The sequence below is a fragment of the Nocardia sp. NPDC005746 genome, assembly GCF_040630785.1.
In the GTDB taxonomy this organism is placed as follows: Bacteria; Actinomycetota; Actinomycetes; order Mycobacteriales; family Mycobacteriaceae; genus Nocardia.
The window spans coordinates 1-20,678 of the sequence record NZ_JBEXYE010000006.1 but is presented as its reverse complement, the minus strand read 5'-3'; the positions used below and the strand labels follow the sequence as shown (position 1 = coordinate 20,678).

Annotated in this window: 20 protein-coding genes; 10 read left to right on the top strand and 10 right to left on the bottom strand. The window is 65.4% G+C overall.

Annotated features, from left to right (window positions below):
- Positions 1–210: 210 nt before the first annotated feature.
- The 5 genes from ABZ412_RS13175 (at position 211) to ABZ412_RS13155 (ending at position 4,011) form a co-directional block, all read left to right on the top strand.
- Positions 211–1,566: a sugar ABC transporter substrate-binding protein gene (locus tag ABZ412_RS13175; RefSeq protein ID WP_357280060.1), complete on the top strand. Its 1,356-nt coding sequence runs from the start codon at positions 211–213 to the stop codon at positions 1,564–1,566.
- A gap of 14 nt (positions 1,567–1,580) precedes the next feature.
- Positions 1,581–2,459, top strand: a complete 879-nt coding sequence (locus ABZ412_RS13170; protein WP_357280826.1) for a sugar ABC transporter permease — start codon at positions 1,581–1,583, stop codon at positions 2,457–2,459.
- On the top strand, positions 2,456–3,280 hold the full coding sequence (locus ABZ412_RS13165) for a carbohydrate ABC transporter permease (RefSeq protein WP_357280057.1): 825 nt from the start codon (positions 2,456–2,458) through the stop codon (positions 3,278–3,280). Before ABZ412_RS13170 ends, ABZ412_RS13165 begins: the two co-directional genes overlap by 4 nt.
- Positions 3,281–3,379: 99 nt before the next feature.
- A complete protein-coding gene (locus ABZ412_RS13160; RefSeq protein WP_357280055.1) occupies positions 3,380–3,598 on the top strand; it encodes a type II toxin-antitoxin system VapB family antitoxin in 219 nt (72 codons plus the stop codon).
- Positions 3,595–4,011: a PIN domain nuclease gene (locus ABZ412_RS13155; protein WP_357280052.1), complete on the top strand. Its 417-nt coding sequence runs from the start codon at positions 3,595–3,597 to the stop codon at positions 4,009–4,011. The genes ABZ412_RS13160 and ABZ412_RS13155 overlap by 4 nt, the downstream gene beginning before the upstream one ends.
- A gap of 137 nt (positions 4,012–4,148) precedes the next feature.
- Here the strand turns inward: ABZ412_RS13155 and ABZ412_RS13150 are convergent, their stop codons facing one another.
- The gene (locus tag ABZ412_RS13150; RefSeq protein WP_357280049.1) at positions 4,149–4,820 is read right to left on the bottom strand and encodes a DUF6304 family protein; all 672 of its coding nucleotides are present in this window, start codon (positions 4,818–4,820) and stop codon (positions 4,149–4,151) included.
- Between the two features lie 83 nt (positions 4,821–4,903).
- Here ABZ412_RS13150 and ABZ412_RS13145 point away from each other — a divergent pair, with 83 nt between their 5' ends.
- Positions 4,904–5,659 carry an ATP-grasp domain-containing protein gene (locus ABZ412_RS13145; protein WP_357280046.1) on the top strand — a complete coding sequence of 252 codons (756 nt, stop codon included), beginning with the start codon at positions 4,904–4,906 and terminating at the stop codon, positions 5,657–5,659.
- Positions 5,660–5,922: 263 nt separating this feature from the next.
- Here ABZ412_RS13145 and ABZ412_RS13140 read toward each other — a convergent pair whose 3' ends face one another.
- The 3 genes from ABZ412_RS13140 to ABZ412_RS13130 all read right to left on the bottom strand — a co-directional run bounded on the left by ABZ412_RS13140 (position 5,923) and on the right by ABZ412_RS13130 (position 8,425).
- A complete protein-coding gene (locus ABZ412_RS13140; protein ID WP_357280044.1) occupies positions 5,923–6,216 on the bottom strand; it encodes a hypothetical protein in 294 nt (97 codons plus the stop codon).
- Between the two features lie 71 nt (positions 6,217–6,287).
- The gene (locus ABZ412_RS13135) at positions 6,288–7,733 is read right to left on the bottom strand and encodes a DUF1254 domain-containing protein (protein WP_357280041.1); all 1,446 of its coding nucleotides are present in this window, start codon (positions 7,731–7,733) and stop codon (positions 6,288–6,290) included.
- Positions 7,734–7,930: 197 nt separating this feature from the next.
- A complete protein-coding gene (locus ABZ412_RS13130; RefSeq protein WP_357280038.1) occupies positions 7,931–8,425 on the bottom strand; it encodes an HIT domain-containing protein in 495 nt (164 codons plus the stop codon).
- A gap of 202 nt (positions 8,426–8,627) precedes the next feature.
- On the opposite strand from ABZ412_RS13130, the gene ABZ412_RS13125 reads away from it, so the two are divergent.
- Together ABZ412_RS13125 and ABZ412_RS13120 are read left to right on the top strand one after the other, a co-directional pair.
- Positions 8,628–9,941 carry an MFS transporter gene (locus ABZ412_RS13125; RefSeq protein ID WP_357280036.1) on the top strand — a complete coding sequence of 438 codons (1,314 nt, stop codon included), beginning with the start codon at positions 8,628–8,630 and terminating at the stop codon, positions 9,939–9,941.
- 186 nt (positions 9,942–10,127) lie between these two features.
- Complete coding sequence (locus ABZ412_RS13120; protein ID WP_357280034.1) at positions 10,128–10,922, top strand: family 43 glycosylhydrolase; 795 nt, start codon at positions 10,128–10,130, stop codon at positions 10,920–10,922.
- A 3-nt stretch (positions 10,923–10,925) separates the two neighbouring features.
- Here the strand turns inward: ABZ412_RS13120 and ABZ412_RS13115 are convergent, their stop codons facing one another.
- Positions 10,926–11,873, bottom strand: a complete 948-nt coding sequence (locus ABZ412_RS13115; RefSeq protein ID WP_357280031.1) for a transcriptional regulator — start codon at positions 11,871–11,873, stop codon at positions 10,926–10,928.
- 101 nt (positions 11,874–11,974) lie between these two features.
- Between ABZ412_RS13115 and ABZ412_RS13110 the strand changes: the two genes are divergently transcribed.
- A complete protein-coding gene (locus tag ABZ412_RS13110) occupies positions 11,975–12,604 on the top strand; it encodes a TIGR03086 family metal-binding protein (RefSeq protein ID WP_357280029.1) in 630 nt (209 codons plus the stop codon).
- Between the two features lie 66 nt (positions 12,605–12,670).
- A complete protein-coding gene (gene ychF / locus ABZ412_RS13105; RefSeq protein ID WP_357280027.1) occupies positions 12,671–13,750 on the top strand; it encodes a redox-regulated ATPase YchF in 1,080 nt (359 codons plus the stop codon).
- 170 nt (positions 13,751–13,920) lie between these two features.
- Here ychF and ABZ412_RS13100 read toward each other — a convergent pair whose 3' ends face one another.
- From ABZ412_RS13100 to ABZ412_RS13080, 5 genes are all read right to left on the bottom strand, one after another.
- A complete protein-coding gene (locus ABZ412_RS13100; RefSeq protein ID WP_357280024.1) occupies positions 13,921–14,697 on the bottom strand; it encodes a hypothetical protein in 777 nt (258 codons plus the stop codon).
- A 390-nt stretch (positions 14,698–15,087) separates the two neighbouring features.
- A complete protein-coding gene (locus ABZ412_RS13095; protein WP_357280022.1) occupies positions 15,088–15,318 on the bottom strand; it encodes a DUF6400 family protein in 231 nt (76 codons plus the stop codon).
- Positions 15,319–15,759: 441 nt separating this feature from the next.
- Complete coding sequence (locus ABZ412_RS13090) at positions 15,760–17,190, bottom strand: DUF1254 domain-containing protein (RefSeq protein WP_357280020.1); 1,431 nt, start codon at positions 17,188–17,190, stop codon at positions 15,760–15,762.
- 210 nt (positions 17,191–17,400) lie between these two features.
- The gene (locus ABZ412_RS13085; RefSeq protein WP_357280018.1) at positions 17,401–18,336 is read right to left on the bottom strand and encodes a DUF389 domain-containing protein; all 936 of its coding nucleotides are present in this window, start codon (positions 18,334–18,336) and stop codon (positions 17,401–17,403) included.
- 263 nt (positions 18,337–18,599) lie between these two features.
- Positions 18,600–20,279 carry a hypothetical protein gene (locus ABZ412_RS13080; RefSeq protein ID WP_357280016.1) on the bottom strand — a complete coding sequence of 560 codons (1,680 nt, stop codon included), beginning with the start codon at positions 20,277–20,279 and terminating at the stop codon, positions 18,600–18,602.
- Positions 20,280–20,678: the final 399 nt, after the last annotated feature.

Sequence of the window (20,678 nt, the reverse complement as noted above, 5' to 3'; positions counted from 1 at the left end):
TCGGCGGGGGTGTTGCGATCCGGTGCGATGCCCGCGAGTTCGCGTGTTTTCGACGTGTCGCGGGTAGCTCCCCGTATGCTGCCATGCTGGTTCGAGATCCACGTCACGGTGGTGGCATTAGTTCGTTTAGTTCACGGATATATCCTTCCGGCCGCCCCGTCACCCGAGTCATGACCCCCGCCGCGATCGTCCGCGACCCGAGGAGACGCGATGCCGCAGCACCCCCGCCCGGCCGGTGTACGGGAGATCGGCGGTGCGCGCGGCGGTTTCGACCGGCGGACCCTGCTGCGCTCGGCCGCGGCCGGTGCGCTGCTCGCCGCCGGCGGCTGCGCGGGCGGGGACGACGACGCGGTCACCTTCTTCTTTCAGGCGCGGCCCGAGGAGGCGCGGGCGCGGCAGCGGATCATCGACGAATTCCAGCGGCGGCGACCCGACATCCGGATCCGCACCATCATGTCCGGACCGGATCCGTTGCAGCAGATGCTCACCTACTGCGCGGGCGGCAAATGCCCGGACGTGCTGATGGCGTGGGAGCTGCTATACGCGGGGCTCGCCGATCGCGGGGTGCTGGCCGACCTGCGTGAATTCCTGGATCGGGAACCGGATTACGCGGCGCGGCTGCGGGCGGACGGATACGCCACGCTGCGTGACACATTCGTGTGGGGCGGCGGGCAGTACGCGCTGCCGGAGCAATGGTCCGGGGTGTTCCTCTACTACAACCGGAAGCTGTTCGCCGAGGCCGGGATCCAGCCGCCGGTGCGCTGGTCCGCGGCATGGACCTTCGACGAGTTCCTCGCCGCCGCGCGGACCCTCACCCACCGGGACGCCGACGGGCGCACTCGCCAATGGGGTTTCGTGGACGCGTGGGTGCCGTACTTCTCGGCGGCCTGCTTCGGGATGAACAACGGCACCGAATGGTTCAGCCCGCCGGTGCGGCCCGACCACACGAATCTGGGGGACCCGCGGTTCGCGGCCGGGCTCCAGTTCTACGCCGACCTCGCGGTGCGGCATCGAGTCGCGCCCAGTGTCGGCGACCGGCAGTCCGTTTCGGCGCAGGACCTGTTCCGCAGCGGGAAGGCCGCCATGCTCATGGGCGGGCACTGGCTGTACTCGGAGTTCGCCGACCGGGACGGGCTGGACTTCGACGTGACGGTGCTGCCGGTCGGGCCGCACGGGGGACCCGGGGCGATCACCGACATCGGCAGCACCGGGCTGGCCATCGCCGCGAGCAGTCCGCGGCGGGAACAGGCGTGGGAGTTCGTGAAGTTCGCGACCGGGCCGGAAGGGCAGGCCATCATCGCCGAATCGGGTCTGTTCGTGCCGGTATTGCGGTCGGCCATGCGGTCGGCCGGATTCGCGGCGGCGCATCCGGGGGTGCGGAATCTGGAGGTCTTCACCGAGGGACCGGAGAATTCTCGTCCGCTGGCGGTGACGCCCTTGTGGGGCAAGGTGGAAGCGCTGCTCGAGCGGGGCTGCAATCGAGTGTTGCGGGGTGCGGCGTCCGCGGAATCGCTGGGTGGGCAGACGTCTTCCGATATCGACCAGTTGTTGCGGGCGGCGGTATGAGACGGGGATCGGAGCTGGATCGGCGGCGGGCGCGGGCCGGGACGTTGTTCGTGGCGCCGAATGTGGCCGCGATCCTCGTGTTCATGCTGTTCCCGCTGGGGTTCTCGCTGTATCTGAGTTTTCACTCGTGGGATCTGTTCAGTCCGCCGCGGTTCGTGGGGGCGGCGAATTACCGGCGGTTGTTCTCCGAGGATCCGCTGTTCTATATCGCGCTACGGAATACGGCGGTGTTCACGGTGCTGACCCTGGTGCCGACGGTGGTGATCAGCCTTGCCGTCGCCGCGCTGCTGAACCGGAAGTTGCGGGCCGTCGGGGTCTTCCGCACCATCGCGTTCCTGCCGTTGGTGGCGTCGACCGTGGCGATGGCGGTGGTCTTCCGCTTCATCTTCGCCAGTGATGACGGTCTCGCCAATATCCTGCTGGGCTGGATCGGCGTGGGCCCGATCCCGTGGTTGACCGACCCGCACTGGGCCATGGTGTCCTTGAGCCTGGTCACGGTGTGGAAGTCGGTGCCCTTCGCGACGGTGATTCTGCTGGCCGCCATGCAGGGCGTACCCGAAAACCTCTACGAGGCAGCGAGGATCGACGGCGCCCGTGGCTTCCGCCGGTTCGTCTCCATCACGATTCCGCTGATCCGAGGCGCTCTGTCCTTCGTCCTCGTCATCACGGTCATCAACTCCGTCCAGGCCTTCGACCAGGCGTACGCTCTCACCGGCAGCAACGGCGGCCCCGAAACCGGTACCTATGTCCTGGGAATCATGCTGTTCCAGAACGCCTTCCGCTTCTACGAAGTCGGCTACGCGTCTGCCCTGGCCTGGGTGATCTTCGCGATCCTGCTGGCCTTCACCCTCGTCCAGCAGTGGCTGTCCCGTCGCGCCGAGGTGGACCGATGAACCGTCGCCTGATCTCCGCCGTCCTCACCTACCTGGCCTTGATCGCCGTGGCCTGGTGCGCCCTCACCCCGATCCTCTGGTCCATCTCGGCCTCCCTGAAATCCGACGGTGAACTGACCGACGCCGCCCCGCTGCCGTCCCACCCCCAATGGTCCAACTACCGCGAAGCTTTCGCTTCCATCCCCCTCGGCCACATGCTCTTGAACACCGTCATCTACGCGGCTTGCGTGACCATCGGCCAAGTCTTCTTCTGCTCCCTGGCCGGCTATGCCTTCGCCCGCCTGGAGTTCCCCGGCCGCGAGGCCCTCTTCCTCGGCTACCTGGCCACCCTCATGGTCCCGCTGACCGTCACCGTCATCCCGCAATTCCTGCTGATGCGCGCCTTCGGCTGGATGGACACCCCCTGGTCCATGATCGTCCCCGGCCTCTTCGGCAGCGCGTTCGGCACCTACCTCATGCGCCAGTTCTTCCGAACCCTCCCAGTGGAATTGGAAGAAGCCGCCACCCTCGACGGCTGCACCCCCTGGCAGACCTATTGGCGAGTCCTCCTCCCACACACCAAACCCGCCGTCATGGTCCTCGCGGTCCTCACCTGGATCACCGTCTGGAACGACTTCCTCTGGCCCCTGATCATGATCCAACGCAACGACTACGCCACCGCCACCCTCGGCCTCGTCCGCCTCCAAGGCCAATACTCCACCAACTGGCCCCTCCTCATGGCAGCAGCCACCGTCATCCTCCTCCCCCTCCTCCTCGTCTACGCCCTCGCCCAACGCGCCTTCGTCCGAGGCATAGCCTTCTCCGGCCTCGGCGGCCGCTAGCCGACCGCCGGGCGCTCGAATCCGTCATTGTGCCTGGTCACGGCAGTTGGTAGCCTTGGATATCCGACTAGGAGTTCCTGGACATCTGGAGGTTGCGAAATGGCCGGCTCGAAGACTCCCATCGAGATCGACGAAGAAGCTCTGGCGATCGCCGCCGAGGTGCTAGGTACCAAGACCAAGAAGGACACGGTCAATGCCGCGCTTCGGGAAGTGGGACAGCGGCTGGTGCGCGTTCGTGCCCTTGCCCGGCTGGGTGAGATGGCCGATCGCGGCGACTTCGATGAATTCCTCGACAACAAGGCGGCCTACCGCAAGTGACTCCAGCTCTCTATCTCATCGACACGTCGGGCCTCTTTCGGATTCTGCAGGACAAGCTTCGTCAGTCGTGGATGGATCAGCTGACGGCAGGAGTCATCGCGACCTGCCCTGCTGTCGAACTTGAATTCCTTTATTCGGCAAGGTCATTGGCGGACAGGCTGGAGAAGCAGCGACTGCTGCGGGACCTGTTCGGGTGGGTTGCGATGCCGGACCGGGTCTACGAACGCGCGGAAGCCGTTCAACAGCTGATGACCGAGCAGGGAACGCATCGGTCGGCCGGGCCCGTCGACCTACTCATCGCCGCCACCGCGGAACATCACCGGCTCACAATCCTCTGTGACGACCATGATTTCGCCACCATCGCGCGCATCACCGGCCAGCCGGTTGTCTTTGTCGCCGACCCTCCTCGTTAGCCGACGATATTGGATAGACGACATCGATACCAGGAACCTGAGCATGGAGTAACTCAGTTGGTAGAGGTCATCCAGGCTGTGGGGACGTCACGGGTTTGATCCCCGCCTCCATGCCCGCCCCACAAATCGTCCCAGCGCTATCCGCGGTAACCGGTGCCGGGGATGCGGACTCGGTACTGCGAACATAGATAGGTTTCGGGCACCGTCTCGGTCGCCGGGACATTCCAGATGTCAGGCTCGGCTCTGACCGCCAGATACTGCTCCTTGGCCTCGCGGTAACAACGCATACCCATGATCGGGCCGCTCACCGGAGGGTAATCGGCGTACAGGCAGGTGTAGCAGCACACCAGCGATGTGCCCTCCGGCAACGCCGTGATCAGTTCCCGTAGCCCGGTTTCAAAAGCGTGGCAATCGGTTTCGTACGTTGCGCCGTTCAGCGCCAAGCTGAGACGCAGCGTGTCGCGCTGTGCATCCGGCGTGAGATCCAACGTGAAGCGGACGACCTCCGCTCGCCGAACCCCCGAGACCGCGACAGTGCACGGCAACTCGCCGGTGAGCCTGCATTGTGTGAGTGCGTCGAACCGATCATCGAGCGACAGCACCGTCCGCGCCCGGGGGTCAGGCGGATCCGGCTCGATGCAATCCAAATCACCCCCGCTGAGCGGTATCCCCCGAACCACCGTCGAAATCTCGTACCCTCCCGCCCACCCCGCCACCGCAAACGGTTCGATCCGCCACTTGATCGCCACCCGCCCCCGCCCATCCTCGTAACTGCCAGGAAACGACCACGCCCGCATTCGATCCTCCACGAAACCAATTGTCCTGCTGTAGGTCTGGATGCCGCTCGCTTTCGAACACGAATCCGGGCGGTCCGGTAGGGCAGGATTGGCGGATGTTCGCCACCGCGTTCCTCCAGTACTCCGGCAAGGGGCCGATGCGGCACGAGGAGACGCTGCTGGAGCAAGGGTTGACGCGGCGCGGGATTCCGGTGCGGTACTACACGATCAAGCGGATCCATCGTCGGCAGTTGGCATTAGGCCCGGACGTGTTCATCGCGGGCGACATGGACGCGATGCACGGAGCCATGCGCCAACTGGGAGTCCCGGTACCCGAGCCCGACGACTATCCCGCCGTTCTGACCGAGTTTCTCCGGCGGAAGGTGTGGACCGCGACTCTGGGAGAAGTCGAGCGTGCCTTCGACAGCGGCTCCATCCCGGCCACCTTCGTCAAGCCCGCCGACCGGCGCAAGAGCTTCACCGGCGCGGTCTGCTACTCGGAGCGAGATATCGCCGCATTCGGCAACATCAGCCGCCGCCAACGGGTTTGGTGCTCCGAGCTGGTCGACTGGGTCGCCGAATACCGGGTCTACGTCACCGATCAACGAGTCGTCTCCATCGATCACTACGCCGGCGACCCAGCCATCTCCCTCGACCTGACCGTCGTGCAAGCCGCCGTCACCGCCTACCACCGTTCGGGCACCGCGCCCAGCGCATACGGCATCGACTTCGGCGTCCTGGCCGACGGCCGAACCGCGCTGGTCGAAGCCAATGACGGCTACGCCCTGGGTGCGTACGACATCACCGCCGACCTCTACACCGACTTGATCATGCGCCGATGGAGCGAACTTCTCATCTACATGAGGGCTTGAGACTCGGTCCCTGGCGACGGCCGACCTGTGCAACCGGTACCAGTTGTCGGAAGTCGCCTGAAACAGCCCTGGTTGGGATAGTTTTTCCTATACTTCGCGGGTGCCGTGCCACTGGCAGAAGCAGCGGCAGAGCCACTCGATCCGGCGGGGCGGAAAGTAATGGAGGGGAACCGATGAGCGGGTACTCGCGGTGGAAGGACATCCGCGGGGAGTTCGTCGAACGGGTGGGCGGCGAGGAAGCCGTTGCCGCCGGGAAAGAAGAGCTACTCGCGGAGATGATCGGCCATCGGCTTGCCGAGATTCGGCGCTCCATGGGGATGATGTAACAACAGCGCGCGCAGCGGGGGCGTGACCGAGCGGCGGATCTCCCAGATGCCGAACTGTGCCACTCTCGCGGCGGACAGCGCCGAAACCTCGGCTTCCAGATTCGTTGTCGAGTCCGCGATCCTGGGATCCGCGCGAAGTTCCTGGCGCAAAAGCCAGACCGTGTTCGACATAGGTTCATCCAGCCATCGATGCGGCATCGACAACGAATCCGTATCCGCGTGGTCGATCATGTCGCGGACCGTCCTGTACGTATTACCCAGGCCGGAATTATCAGGTCATTGTGGCCGGTCCCGCCGGCTCGTCAGTTGGTGGTGACGGCGGGTGGGTTCCAGGTGCCGTCGATGATCTTCTGGTCGGGCCAGTAGGTTCGCAGCATCAAGTTGAAGTCGCCGGTGGCGGGGGCGGGGAGCCAGTTGGATTCTTTGGCGGGGCCCGGGGTTTCGCGTTGGATGTAGATGTCTACCGAGCCGTCGGGGTTCTTGGGGAGGCGTTCGCCGCGGAGGGCGTAGCGGTTGATGGGGTTGGGGACGAAGAAGCCTTTGCCGTCGTACAGGGTGAGGGACCAGAAGCCGTGGACCGGGGGGATCTTGTCGGCGGGGAAGTGTAGGACGTAGTTGTGGTCGGCGTTGAGTTGGATGTTCTTGTCGTCGACGTGGGTTCCCGGGTAGAGGGCGTCCTGGGGGAGGTTCGCGCCCAGGCCGGCGTAGGCGACGATGGCGCGGGCGCTGAAGTCGGTGCCGTAGTTGCCGATATCGGTGCGCGCGGTCTTCCAGCCATTGACCGGCTTGTTCTGGATGTCGGTTTCGATCTTGCCTAGGGCCGTCGGATACGCCTGCTCCCAGCGGGTGCGGTCGGCGCTCGGCAATGTGGACAGGTCCAGTTTCTGGTTCGGGCTCCAGTCGATGTCCGAGAATTGGCGCAGCGCGTCCTTGTCGTCAGGGCGCGTTTGGGTGTGGGACAGGCTCTCGTAGTACAGGTCCCAGTACTGCTGCGGGGTCAGTTTGTGGATGTACTCGGCGACGGGCTGATTCGACGGCCACTCGGGGTGCAGGTCGGCGTTCTGCGGCGGGGAGTAGGGCTGGTTGTAGGAGCTGAGCGGGACCACGGTCATCTTGTCCTGGATGGCGGTCACGTTCGGGATGTCGTCGGCGCCGTCGATCTGGATCCGGCCGAGCATCCAGCCGCCGTCGGTCGGCAGCCGGTACTCGTGGACGCCCGAGGGGAGGTCGCCCTTCCAGTTCGGGCCGACGATGGCGAACTGGTAGCCCTTGCCCGCGTCGTCGATGGTGCGCGGACCGGCGGAGTGGTCCACATTGGTCCACATGTCGAGAATCGGGAACAGGTGGTAGCGATCGCCCATGGCGGGCACGGTGACCACGAGTGGTTCCTTGGCGACATCGAAGAGCATCGACGTGTAGAGGGTGTCGACGTTCGGGCGGACGACATTCTTGAAATTCGCGTCCGGCAGGAAGTTCAAGGGCGCCAGCTGATTCATCGGGGCGACGCCCTTGGCGGGATCCGGTGCCGGGACATTGGTCTGCTGCCGCCGAGTCAGTTCCATGGTCACCAGCGGGTAGGTGTAGACGTACGCGTTCACCGCGGCCTCGTCGCGATCGGCGGCGGTCGACGACGTGGACTTCGAGGACGAGGAGTCCGACGAGCAGGCCGCCGCGGTCGCGGCTACCGCCACGGTCGCGAGCAGGGCGAGGGTCGTGCGAGTGGGACGGAACTTCGATCGTCTGGGCAACGCATCCTCCATCGGTTGAGTGCAGGACCCCGCACATCGGTGAATTCAGCTAATTTTTAGCAATGATAGTGCTCGTTAATTGAAGGGCATGAGATCGGGTCAGGCCAGGGGACTGACCTGCCCGCGTGGGTGTATACAGCCCCGAGTGTGTCCACCGATGAGTGTTACGGCGAACCTGTGGCAACTGATAGCGGCGATCAATCCCGGCCGAGCATCGATACGAGTGCGGCCGTGATCGCGTCACGGAGGGCATCGTGCTGCGGTCCGAGGAGATGCTCGGGAGCGTTGCGCGCCGAACCGTAGAGGTGAACCGGGCCGGTGCGGAATCGGTCCGGTTCCCAGCGATAGCGGGCGTGAACATGGCCGTGCAGGTGCGGCCAACTATTGCCGAGGACTTCGTAATTGATTCGCCAGAACGCGGGATCAGCTGCACGACAGGCTTGTTCGACCGCCTCGCCGAGGATGATCAGGTCGCGCATGAAGTCCAGACGGTCAGGGCGGGGGAGGTCGGTCAACTGGTCGGCGGTGCCGTCATGGAGGAGGAGGCAATAGCCGGGGAGGTGCTGGGTGGAACCGATGACCGCCCAGCCGGTTTGCATACGGGTGAGGACGGTCGGGTTGGTGCCCTGGCGGGCCGCGCCGATCGAGTCCGTGCGGTAATCGATCGGCTCGCCGCCGATTCCGTCGCTCATGTCCCCTCCGAGGCACATTCGGATCGTCATCGGATCATCCCCCGTGGGCGGAATCGGTGCTCGCGGTTGACGAAATCGACCGTCGTATGGGAACGATCACGTTCGGGTTTAGGCACTGGTGGCGTAGGGCGGGGGTGGGGCGTTCGCGGCCGTCGCGGTTTGTGGACAGTTAGCGTGGGTATCGGTTTGTTACATGCGAGAGATGACGGAATCGAGCAACGCCGGGCTTCCGTTGCGGAGGTCGGTTGCCGCGAGCGCCATGGGCAATGCCACCGAGTGGTTCGACTACGGGGTCTATGCGGCCACGGCCGGGTATCTCACCTCCGCCTTCTTCCCGGGATCACTGGGGACGCTCGGGACCATGCTGGGGTTCGCGGTCTCGTTCCTGCTACGGCCGTTGGGCGGCATGGTGTGGGGGCCGCTGGGCGATCGGATCGGGCGGAAAGCCGTGCTGGCGACCACGATCCTGATCATGTCGGCGGCTACCGGGGCCATCGGTCTGCTGCCGACTCATGCCGTGGCCGGGGTGTTCGCGCCTATTCTCCTGATTCTGTTGCGCATAGTGCAGGGCTTTTCCACGGGCGGCGAATACGGCGGCGCCGCAACATATCTTGCCGAATGCGCGGAGGATCGCCGCCGCGGATTCCTGGGCAGCTTCCTCGAATTCGGCACCCTCGCGGGATTCGTCGGCGGTTCGGCGGTCGTGCTGGCCTGTCAGCTGGCCCTCGGCTCGGACGCCATGTACGCGGGCGGCTGGCGTATTCCCTTCCTGCTGGCCGTGCCGCTGGGCCTGACCGGCTGGTACCTGCGCGGCAGGCTGGACGAGTCGCCGGTGTTCACCGAGCTGTCCGAAGAGGAGACCCCGCCGGGCGGGCTGCGCGCGGTGCTCACCACCTACCGGCGTGAACTACTCACCTTGATCGGCCTGGTCGTGGCGCTCAACGTAGTGAACTACACGCTGCTCACGTACCAGCCCACCTACCTGCAGCGGACGATCGGCCTCGGTGAATCCACCACCACCGCCATGATGTTGATCGGCCAGCTGGTGATGATGGTGTCGCTGCCGTTCTTCGGCCGGCTGTCGGATCGGGTCGGCCGGCGTCCGATGTGGCTGGTCTCGCTGGTGGGGCTCGCGGTCGCCGCCATACCCATGTATTGGCTGATGGGGCGCGGAACCGTCTGGGCTGTCATCGGATTCGTGGTGCTCGGACTGCTGTATGTGCCGCAGCTGTCGACGATCAGCTCCACTTTCCCGGCGATCTTCCCGACTCACGTCCGGTACGCCGGATTCGCCTTGGGCTACAACGTGTCCACGGCTCTGTTCGGCGGTACCGCGCCGCTGGTGAACGAGGCCGTTATCGAACACACCGGTTGGTCGCTGTTCCCAGCGGGCTATATGGTCGCGGCTTCACTCATCGGACTGGTCGCCTGCGTATTCCTCCGCGAAACCGCCGGAACCTCGCTGCACGGCACCGAGATTCCCGAAACCGAGCTCGTACCCGCTCTGGAAAGGTGACCGCGATCGCGAATTTCGCGGCGCGGCGGCTACGTGTCGGCAATCGGGCCTTGAATAATCCGGTGGATGGACATGATCCGCTGGAATCGTCGATCCGTACTGGCTTCGATCGCCTTGTTCTCGCTAGGAGCCGGGGCCGGGGCGCGGCCGGCGGTAGCGCGGGCAGCCGCGGGGACCCGGTACACGATGACCGCGTTCACCAACGGCAGTGACTCCGAGCTGTATGTCTATGAATCCGAGGACGCGACCAACTTCGAGCTGCTCGGTGCGAATGCCTATCGGCCCCCGGCCGGGCTGGTTCGAGACCCCAGTCTGCTGAGACATACCGACGGGTCGTACTACATCACCTACACCACGGCCGGGGACGGCCATACGATCGGATTCGCGCGCAGTACCGACCGGATCAACTGGACCCATGTGTCCGACTACCCCGTCCCGGTGCCGAAAGCCGAAGCCGCCTGGGCGCCGAAGTGGTTCACCCACATGCCCGGCTTCGTCGGTGTACTCGTCTCCATCTCGCAGGGGCACGGGTTCACCCCCTACCTGATGATCGCGACCGACCCGGCGCGCCCCATCTGGAGCCCGCCGATTCCGCTGATCGGCATCGGACCGCAGCGGCCCGGTCACCTCGGCTTCATCGACACCACCATCGTGGCGAACAACGGGAGCTACTACGCCTTCGCCAAGAACGAATCCACCAAGTTCATCGAGCTCGCGGTCGCCCCGCATCCGCTCGGGCCGTACCGGTTCATCGGCCTCGGCGACTGGGCCGGATGGGGTGCGCCCCGGGAAGGACAGTGCGTGGTCGCACTGCCGAGCGGCGGCCATCGGATCTACTTCGACGCGTACACCGAAGAAAAGTACTTCTACAGTGACAGTTTCGACGGATTCCGCACCTGGACGGCACCCGTCGAGCTACCGGAACTGTCGGGAACGGTCCGTCATTTCACGGTGCTGTCCGAGCAGACGATCGCGCGGTAACCCTCACTCCGTGGCGGCCGCGTAGCGGCGGGCGAGGGTGCGCAGATGCGCGACGAGTTCCGGCGGCTCGGCGACGCGGAAGTCCATCATCAGCATGCTGAGGTAGATGGCGATCGTCTCCAGGCGGTCGGCCCCGGTCAGCAGCAGGCAGGAGGAGTCGTCGAGCGGCTCCACTACGCCGACCGTCGGGTTGATTCGGGCGATGACGGTCTCGGCGGGCTCCAGCACCGTGACCCGGGCGTGGACTTGCCAACCGGTGGAGGCTATTTCACGCAGCACGAAGGCGACGAGATCGGCGTCGGGTAGCGCTCGTGCGGCGAAATGGCGTGCACCGGGCCGGATCTCGGACATCGACGCCACGGGCAGCGCCTGCCAGGCATGCGTGGCGAGGCTGTAGGCGACCAGATACCAGCGGCGCTGCCAGCTGATCAGCCGGTAGGGCTCCAACTCCACACCCTCGGCGTGGAGGGTGGTGGCGCCGCGGATGGCGGTCGCCAGGGTGGCGAGGGTTTCGGCGGGCACGGGAGCGTCCGGCTCCCGGGAGCCGGTGACGGCCGGGCCGATATCGGTCACCGTGCGCAGGGCGGTGACCTTCCGTTGCAGCCGTTTCGGGAGGATGCGGTCCAGCTTCGATTGGGCGCGTTCGAGATTGGCCTGGATATCGGTGATTCCGGTGCTGCCGTCGGCCGCCACATTCATGGCGACGGCCACCGCGACGGCCTCGTCGTCATCGAGCAGCAGCGGAGGCATGGTGGCCCCCTGCCCGAGCCGGTACCCGCCGACCGGCCCACGGGCGGCGTGCACGGGGTACCCGAGATCGCGCAGCCGAGCGATGTCCTGACGCAGTGTGCGGTCGGTGACATCCAGGCGTTCGGCCAGGTCACGGCCGGTATGGGTGCCTTCCTGAAGGAGTGTCAACAGGCGGAGCAAACGGGTTGTGGGGGAGGTCACACCGATTCCTTTCGCTCGGCTGTAAGTATTAGGAAGAAATCTAGCCTAATCGGGTCATACCTTTATCTCAACGGATCGAAACGACCTGAGAGGCAAGAACAATGAACGCGAACCCGCAGACCGACAACTCGCCCGCCACCACCCTCGCCCCGGTCTGGCGCGATGTGCTCGCCGCCTCCCACCGGGCGCTCGCCGACGTCGTCGCCGGAGTCGGGCCGGACCAGTGGGACAACCCCACCCCCTGCTCCGACTGGACGGTCACCCAGGTGGTCCAGCACGCCGCGGGCGACCAGCTGGCCTACGCCAAGTTCCTCGGCATCGGCGACGGCCCCGCCTACAACCCCTTCGAGCCGTCCGGCAGCATCGACGGCGGCGCGGCCGAACTGGTCTCCGCCGCAATCGAACCCACCGCCACCGCCTGGGCCACCGTCACCGACGACACCGAGACCGTCCCCACCCCGCTCCCGCACGGCGAACTCCCCACCCCGGTCGCCGCCGTCATGTGCGCCCTCGACGCCGCCGTCCACGCCTGGGACATCGCCATCGGCACCGGCCAGCCCTCGCCCCTCACCGACGAGCTGGCCGCCCACCTGCTCACCGCCTCCCGCGGCCTCATCGAGCCGCTGCGCGACTACGGCGTCTTCGCCCCCGTCGTCACCGACGCCCCCGCGACCGACACCCCCGTCGTCGCCGAACTGCTCGCCTACCTCGGCCGCACCCCGCGGGCCTGAACGGCGTGGCAGCCCCGGACCTGGGGTGACCGCCCGGTCCGGGGCGACGGGTAGACTCCCACTCTCGTGAGTCTCACCCTCGGAATCGTCGGCCTGCCCAACGTCGGAAAGTCGACGCTGTTCAACGCCCTGACGCGCAATGACGTGCTGGCCGCGAACTACCCGTTCGCCACGATCGAGCCGAATGTCGGTGTGGTGCCGCTGCCGGACCCGCGGTTGGGCAAGCTGGCCGAGATCTTCTCCTCCGAGCGGCTGGTGCCCGCGGTGGTGTCGTTCGTCGACATCGCGGGCATCGTGAAGGGCGCGTCCGAAGGCGCGGGGCTGGGCAACAAGTTCCTCGCCAACATCCGTGAGGCCGACGCCATCTGCCAGGTGGTGCGCGTGTTCGCCGATGACGACGTGATCCACGTCGACGGCAAGGTCGACCCGCTGTCCGACATCGAGGTCATCGAGACCGAGCTCATCCTCGCCGACCTGCAGACCCTCGAGAAGGCCGTGGTCCGGCTCGAGAAGGAAGCCAAGGTCAAGAAGGACCGCAAGCCGGTCGCCGACGCCGCCAAGCAGGCGCAGGAGATCCTCAACGGCGGCAAAACGCTGTTCGCCGCCCGCGCGCAGATCGACACCGACCTGCTCAAGGAACTGTCGCTGCTCACCATCAAGCCGTTCCTCTACGTTTTCAACGCCGACGAGTCGATCCTCACCGACGAGGCCAAGAAGGAAGAACTGAAGGCCGCCGTCGCCCCCGCCGACGCCATCTTCCTCGACGCCAAGGTCGAAGCCGAACTCCTCGAACTCGACGAGGAATCCGCCCTCGAACTCCTCGAGTCCATCGGCCAGACCGAACCCGGCCTGCACGCCCTGGCCCGCGCCGGCTTCCACACCCTCGGCCTCCAGACCTACCTCACGGCAGGCCCCAAGGAAGCCCGCGCCTGGACCATCCACCAGGGCGACACCGCCCCCAAGGCCGCCGGCGTCATCCACACCGACTTCGAGCGCGGCTTCATCAAGGCCGAAATCGTCGCCTTCGACGACCTCGTCGCCGCCGGCTCCATGTCCGCCGCCAAGTCCGCGGGCAAGGTGCGGATGGAAGGCAAGGAATATGTGATGGTCGACGGCGACGTCGTCGAATTCCGCTTCAACGTCTAGTCTCGGTCGAATCGCCACGCGCACAGACTGATTGAGCCCCGCCCGGTGTTCCGGGGCGGGGCTCAGCTGTGTCGTGGCCGGCCTGCCGTAGCCGGTTCGGTCAGCGCGGTATGCGGCAATAGAGGATGTTTGTAACGGCGCTCGTGAGGGGCTGCACAGATGCCTGTCTGTCAGATGTCGAGCGTGTCGGCGAAGTCCTCCGTGTAGCCGATGAGTAAGATCCGCTGCCCGCAGAGTGTCGTCGCGAGCTCTGACCAGGCGGAGGAGTCCGGGGCGCCGTACAAGGAGGCCAGATCGGCGACGACTGCTTGCGCTTGCTCGCTGGTCGGTGCAGTGGGGCGGTCGAACCCGAGAAGTGAAGCACCGGTACCGATATGGCGATAGCCATGGATGGCCATTCGCCGCGCCATGGCGTGGTTCTGGAAGGTATCCCAATCACCTTCGAAATAGCCGTTCGGGATCCCGACAAGCGCGAGGTCGTCACGACTGACCGGCACGCGCTGGACCACCACTACCTCGTCGACAGCACGATCGGGCTGCCGGTTGACCTCGACGAGAGCCTTGACGTCGGTCTCCGCTCCGTCTCCGTTTCGCGTACCGGCGAGTGCCTCCCATTCGACGCGCAAGTCTGGATCGTCGAGGACCGCGGCGATGCGGTCGATATGCGCGTTGTCGGCATGATGTGCCGCGGTGAAGTCATCTTCTTCGAACTCGTGCTCTTCGTAGCCGAGCCGATCATCGAAGGAGGCGTGGATGCTGGTGTATTGACACTGGCCCACACCGTCGAGGCTGCACAGGAGCCGTGCGGGCGCGTACTTTCCGCGAAGTGAGTCCACGGCGGTCAGTAATTCCGAGAACGAATCGACCTCATCGATTCGGGCTACGGTGTTGGTATTCCATCGTTCTCGCGTGACTGGACCGATGGTTTCGTAGGAGGTCACTCGCATACCGCGCATTCTGCCAAGGCGCCGCAGTCCGGGCGATCGCACTCAACTCGGCAGAAGCGGATGGTCTGCACCGCAACGGGATCCGGCAGCCGGCGCCCCGCTGGCCGGTTCGGTCAGCGCGGTATGCGGCAGGACAGTACGTTGCCTGCGTCGTTGCCTCTCGTCGCGGATGGGCCTGATCGTGCACTCTCACACTGAAATTGGCACGAAAAACCACTGTTCTACAGCGGATTGTGCGGGATTGCACCGGTCGTCCGAAACCCGGGCATGAGCGCACGTTGCCCGGGATTAATGCCGAACGCGTGGCAGCCGAGAGCCGGAGCGGCCAGGTCGCGACTCGTTGGAGGCATCCAGCCGAACACCGGTCATGGTTCGTGCTCGGCGGTGAGATCAGTCGGCGATAGGGCGCATCGCCCGATCCGGCAGGATGCCGGCCTGGACGAGTTCGTCGTAGATCCGCTGCTGCTCATCGTCGAGATTCGAGTACAGCATGTCGTACGCCAGTTCTTCCTCGGCGAGCACCGCGACCGGATCCCAGTCGTCACCGAGCGCCTCGAGGACAGCGCTGCGCCGTCGCACCTCGTCCAGCGTGAGGTCGTAAGCAAAATTGTGGTCGGCCATTTGGCATCTCCAACCAGGTTCTTTCCAAAATGAATTGACGACGATGCCCAACTACGCCGCCTTGGGCAATGACCTGCATCACGTTTCACGGTTGGACTTCGTCACATTTGATGCCCGTGCGCGCGGACTGGACCGCGGAGTAGATGCGTCCACATAATCGCCACGACACGTCCACCGCTGAAATCGGGCGTGGCGACGCCACACCGCCAACAGAGCGGAACTCGCCAATCGCCGTCGCTGGCGAGGTCCTATTACCGGCCGACCTGATGCTATTTACTCCGACGCGAAAACCCCGCACCGACCGAACCTGAACTGGGCCGTACGACATCAGCGGCCGGTGACGAGCGCTCGATATTCGGCATTTCCGTGCACTGCCGGCCAGAGTTGGGTGGACGGGTCGGGTCCACAATGCGCTGAGGTCCGCAGTCCGGAGCGGCGCTCTCAGCTGGTCTTCTTGATGGGCGGAAGGTACTTGCCAAGGGTCGCGGGATCTTTGGCGTCGCCGACGGGCAGGTAGATCCGGTAGTTCAAACGGAACAGTCCGCTGGGTGCGGAGGGCAGCCAGTTGCTCTCATGGCCTGCCGGGGGCTGGTTCTGGATGTAGATGTCCAGGGAGCCGTCGGGGTTCTTGACCAGGCCCGGGGTTCGGTCACCGATGGAATACCGGTCGATCGAATTCTTCACCAGCTGGAAATCGGCGCCGTACATGGTGATCGACCAGAATCCGTTGGGCAGGGTGGGCGGGAGCTGGTCGGCGTCGAAGTGCAGCACATACTTCTGTGATCCATCGAGCAGAGTCGCGTCGCCGTCTTCGTAGCTGCTGAAATACTCGGCCTCATCACGGTCGTGAACGAACAATCCCTCCAACGCTCCGGCGGCACGGTCGAAATAGTTGACCCCGTAGTTGCCCGGCTCGAGGTTGTTCCAACGGGTGGGGTAGGGAGTGCCGCGGTACTTGACCTTCCATGACATGACCTGCGGGCCGTCGACGGCCGCCCGGGCCAAGCCTTTTCGCATCGGTTCGCTGAGGGCGTTGATATCCATGGGCTTGCCGAGGGTGATACCACCGCGGCGGAGTAGTTCGATGGCCGCGTCGTTGCCCGGTGCCGGCGGGTTCTCGGCGGCCAGATCGGCGACGGTCTGGAAGTACGCGAGATCGCCCGTGTAGTGCGGGCGGGCGCCCAGGTCGGGCACGGTCACTTGACCGTGTTTGGCCGGATCGCTCCAGTTGGACAATGCGGTCGTGGTGAACTTGTCCTGCAGCGCATTGACCTTGGCGAGATCAGCGGCGTCGCCGGGCACCACGCCGATGCGGATCGCCACCATCGCGCTGTTGTTCGGCAGCCGATGCTCGATCACGCCGGGCGGCAGTTCACCGTGCCAGTTCGGTCCTACGAATGCATGGTCGCCACCCTTGCCGCCGGTCGCGCGGGTGCCGATATAGAAGACATTGTTGGTGTAGGTGTCGGCGACCTGGACCGACCAGTATCTGTCCATGATGTCCGGGGCGGTCAGGATCATCGGCTCATCGCGAAGCTCCATGCCCACACCGCTGTAGACGGTGTCATTGTTCGGCGTGTACGGCATGACATCGTTTGCCGTGGCCAGGTTTTTCATGTGGCCGATCTGGTTCAGCGGAGCTGCCGGCGCGTACGCCTTGGCCTTCTCCAGCGCGGCCGGGTCCATCCGCAGTGTGCGTTCCCGCTCGGAGATCGTCAGCGGGAGTCCGAACACGTAGTTCTGGATGCCGACCGAGTAGGCCCACTCCTCCTCGGCCCGTGCATCCGCTGCGCGAGTGTCGGAACTCTGCGGCGAGGCGCCATCACCCTTGTGATCCGCGCCGGTCGAACATCCCAGCAATATGACAGACACCCCCATCAGCACCATCGGTACCCGAACATAAGCTGATAGTCGTCGCGGCGAGCGGGGAAGATCGACGTGGCGTGCACTCATGGGGCAATAATGACACCATCAGGCGAACTTGTGGCAACCCTTGGAGCTCCGGGGTGTCGACCGATGAACCGGCCGGAAGTCGTTGGCGGAGTTGGATCAACGGACCTTGGAGTCGAGTTCCGAAGCGGATCAGCGCTTGCGCGGAAGTACGCCGTCGCGGCGGTCGGCGAACTGCAGTAACAGCAGCACGGCTACCCCGGCGACTACGATCCCGATCAGGTTGACGCCGAGTTGAGCGAGCGAGCTCAGTGCTGCATGCCATTTTCCCGCGAAGGCCGCGACAGCCGCCAATCCGGCGGCCGGCACTGTCGTCACCGAGATGAACACACCCACCAGCACGGCGGAGGCGGAGGTGACTACGGCCAGCATCCCCGCCACCCCTGCCAGCAGGGCGACCACCAAGGAGAACGGCCCAACCTGGTAAATGAAGTCGAAGGCGTGGGCGCTCTCGACGTTGCCGACCCCGATCCAGCCGAGGCGGACCCACAACAGCGTGGCCAGCACGGTGATCGCCATCGCGACCGGAAACGAAATGGCCAGGGTGCGCGCCGAAGCCCGCACGAGCCGCGCATCGCGGCGCACCAACCCCACCGAAAGCGCTGCCAGCGGCCGGAATTCGGGCCCGACCACCATCGCGCCGACCAAAGTGAGTGGCGACGCCGTCGTCACCCCGACCGCCGACAGCAGAATCGCGATCGTCAGAAACGCGAGGAAGGTGGGCGTGAAGCGGGCCCCTTCGCGCGACTGCTCGAGCAACTGCTCCCACACCACTGCTTGGTCCGGCGGCCGCGGTGCTGCGGCGTCGGCCCGTTGCCCTGCGCTGGACAGCATGATTCCCGTCGGCGCGAACGAGATACTGCCCGTCCGAGCAAGATCCAGAGCGCTGAGCGCGGAGACCGCGGTATTGACGGAGCCACGCGCCAGATCGGCTTCGATCACATCGCCGGGCGGATCCACGGCCGCACCGCGCGCGAGCGTCACATGGGTGGCACCGGGATCCGCGACCAGAATGCGCAGCACTTCGCTGCTCCGCTCACTCGGAGAAACGACGCGCAGATGCAGCACAGTATGGCCTCCTTCAGCCCGGCGGTGGGCTGAGTTCAAGCGGCGGCGGCAGCCCGGTTCATCTCCAGCAACCATAGGGCGGCAGCGGGACCGAATACCGCACCGACCCGATCTCGAACGAGTCGGCCGGGCCGCCGCCAATGGCACGATCCGATGTAATCGCATGGGGCTCAGCTGGTTCCGGAACCGGTCGCCGGTCCGGGCTGATGCGTCGCGGCCTGCCCCGATGGGATCGGGGCAGGCCGTCGGGTCAGTGCTGGGAGTTACTTGGCGATCTTGGCGCGGAAGGGTCCGCCGATGCTGTTGAACAGCAGGTCGCCGTTGGGGAGACCTTCGATGATGGCGTAGGCGCCGTTGCCGAGGTTGGATTGGCCGAAGATGGTGCGGTGCACGGTTTCTCCGGTCTTCCAGTCCAGGCCGGTGACTTCCCAGCCGTCGGCTTTGCTGTAGCCGTTGACGAACACGATCCCGGTGGTGCTGGAGATGGCTGGGACCATGGAGGTCGAGGCGACATCGCCACGTGCCCACACCGAGTTCCAGCGGTGCCCGGCGGGGTCCCACTCGAAGCGTTGCATGCCGTGCGGCGGGGGATCGACCGGGCCGTTGGCGAGTACGTCGATGAGCCGGTCGGGTTCGCCGCCGCTGCCGATGTTCTGGACCACGAACGCGCCGTACCCGTTGACCACGACCGACTGTTCGGATTGCACGAACTCCGGTAGCGGGTCGGGCAGGCCCGCGGTCACCTGGACCTGGTCGGCGATGCGGTTGGACTTGGTGCCCGGCTTCTGCTGGAACCCTTCGGGGATCTTGTTGCGCCAGAACGCGACCAGATGCATCTGGTCCGCGCCGTCGGTGATCACGACCAGCTCATCGGATTTGCCGTCGAATCCCATCAGGGTGGGGGTCGAGCCGGTGCCGGTGCCGAACTTCACCGCCGGGGGCCGGCGGCCAGTGTCATAGGGCGAGGACCACGCGCCGTCGGCTTCGTCGGTCGAGAGTTTCGACCCGGTCCACACAATCTTGTGCATGATCTTGTTCGAGGCGATGTAAACGCCGTTGTGCTCGTCGACCGACATCGAGTTCGACACGGTCTCGTCGTCACCGAAACGCACCCGCTGCGGGGCGGCGTCGAGGTTGGCGCGGTCGAAGGCCAGCAGCCCACGGGTGGCGGCCACGAGCAGGTGTCCGTCGTAGGTCAGATTCACCCCGACCACGTTCTCCGGCAGGCCCGTGGCGGTGGTGCCGATGCCCAGGAACGGCTTCAGGTCAAGGTGTTTGATCACCTGGACGCCGTCCTCGGGCTTGTCGTTGTTCACGAGCCCGAACACGTACAACTGAGAATCGTTGGTCGTGTAGTAGACGCGATTGTCCTTGTCCACCAGGCTGTAGACGCCGTTGGCGATACGGGTCCAGCTCATCCCGTCCCAGTCCTGCCGCACCGCGTTCTCGATCTGGGCGACATCGGTGAATTTCTGATTCAGCACCGAGTCCAGTGCCGACGGGGAGAGCGGCGCGATACCGGGGGCGTCCATTCCCGCGACTTCCTTGAATCCGCCGCCGGATACGTCGACGTACCGCACGCCCGCGGACGAGGAGATCCACCGATACTTCGGGTCGGTGCCGGCCAGGGTGATGATGCTGACCGGGCCCACTGCGACGCGCGGCATCTGCGCCGGATCGATATGGAAGGTGCCCCGCGGTACCGGGTCGTCGAAGGTGTCGGTCTGGCCGGAGTCCAGGTGGGTGACCGCGTATTTGTCCGCGGCCAGATAGGGATTACGCGCCGGGCCCTGCCCTGCGGCGGCCGCCGGAGAAGAGGTACCCGACGAGCCACTGTCACCCGAATCCGAAGAGTTGCTACTACAGGCCGGAACCGCCAGCGCCATGGCCAGAGCCAACGTGGCGGCAACGGTTCCCGTGCGCAGATATCGAGGCGAACTCACCAGTGCATCACTCCTGTCCCTCGCGACCGAACGAACGCGAACTTGCAGTTGGAAAGCCAGAAACCGCTGTATCCCGTCCGCCGAGGGCCAACTACCGTCACCGGGCAAAACGAACAGAAGGCTCCAAGCTCAGCGAACGTAACACGCCTTTTCGGCAGGCCAGGAAATTGATTGCCCTCGTGTTGCCATGGGCGTTCGACTCCCTGGGCGGCGTCCGTGGTGGCCAGCTCATAGAGTGACGCACCCGCCTCAGCGCGAGGCGTTCGTGCGACGCACACGCGGGTCACTCTGGAATGCACGCCATTCGGCTACTTAAGACTGGTGTCAGGACCTGATCCCGGCCAGGATCTAGTCCAGGTGCCCGGTGAGAAGTTCCCTAATCGGCTGCCCGCCCGCGGT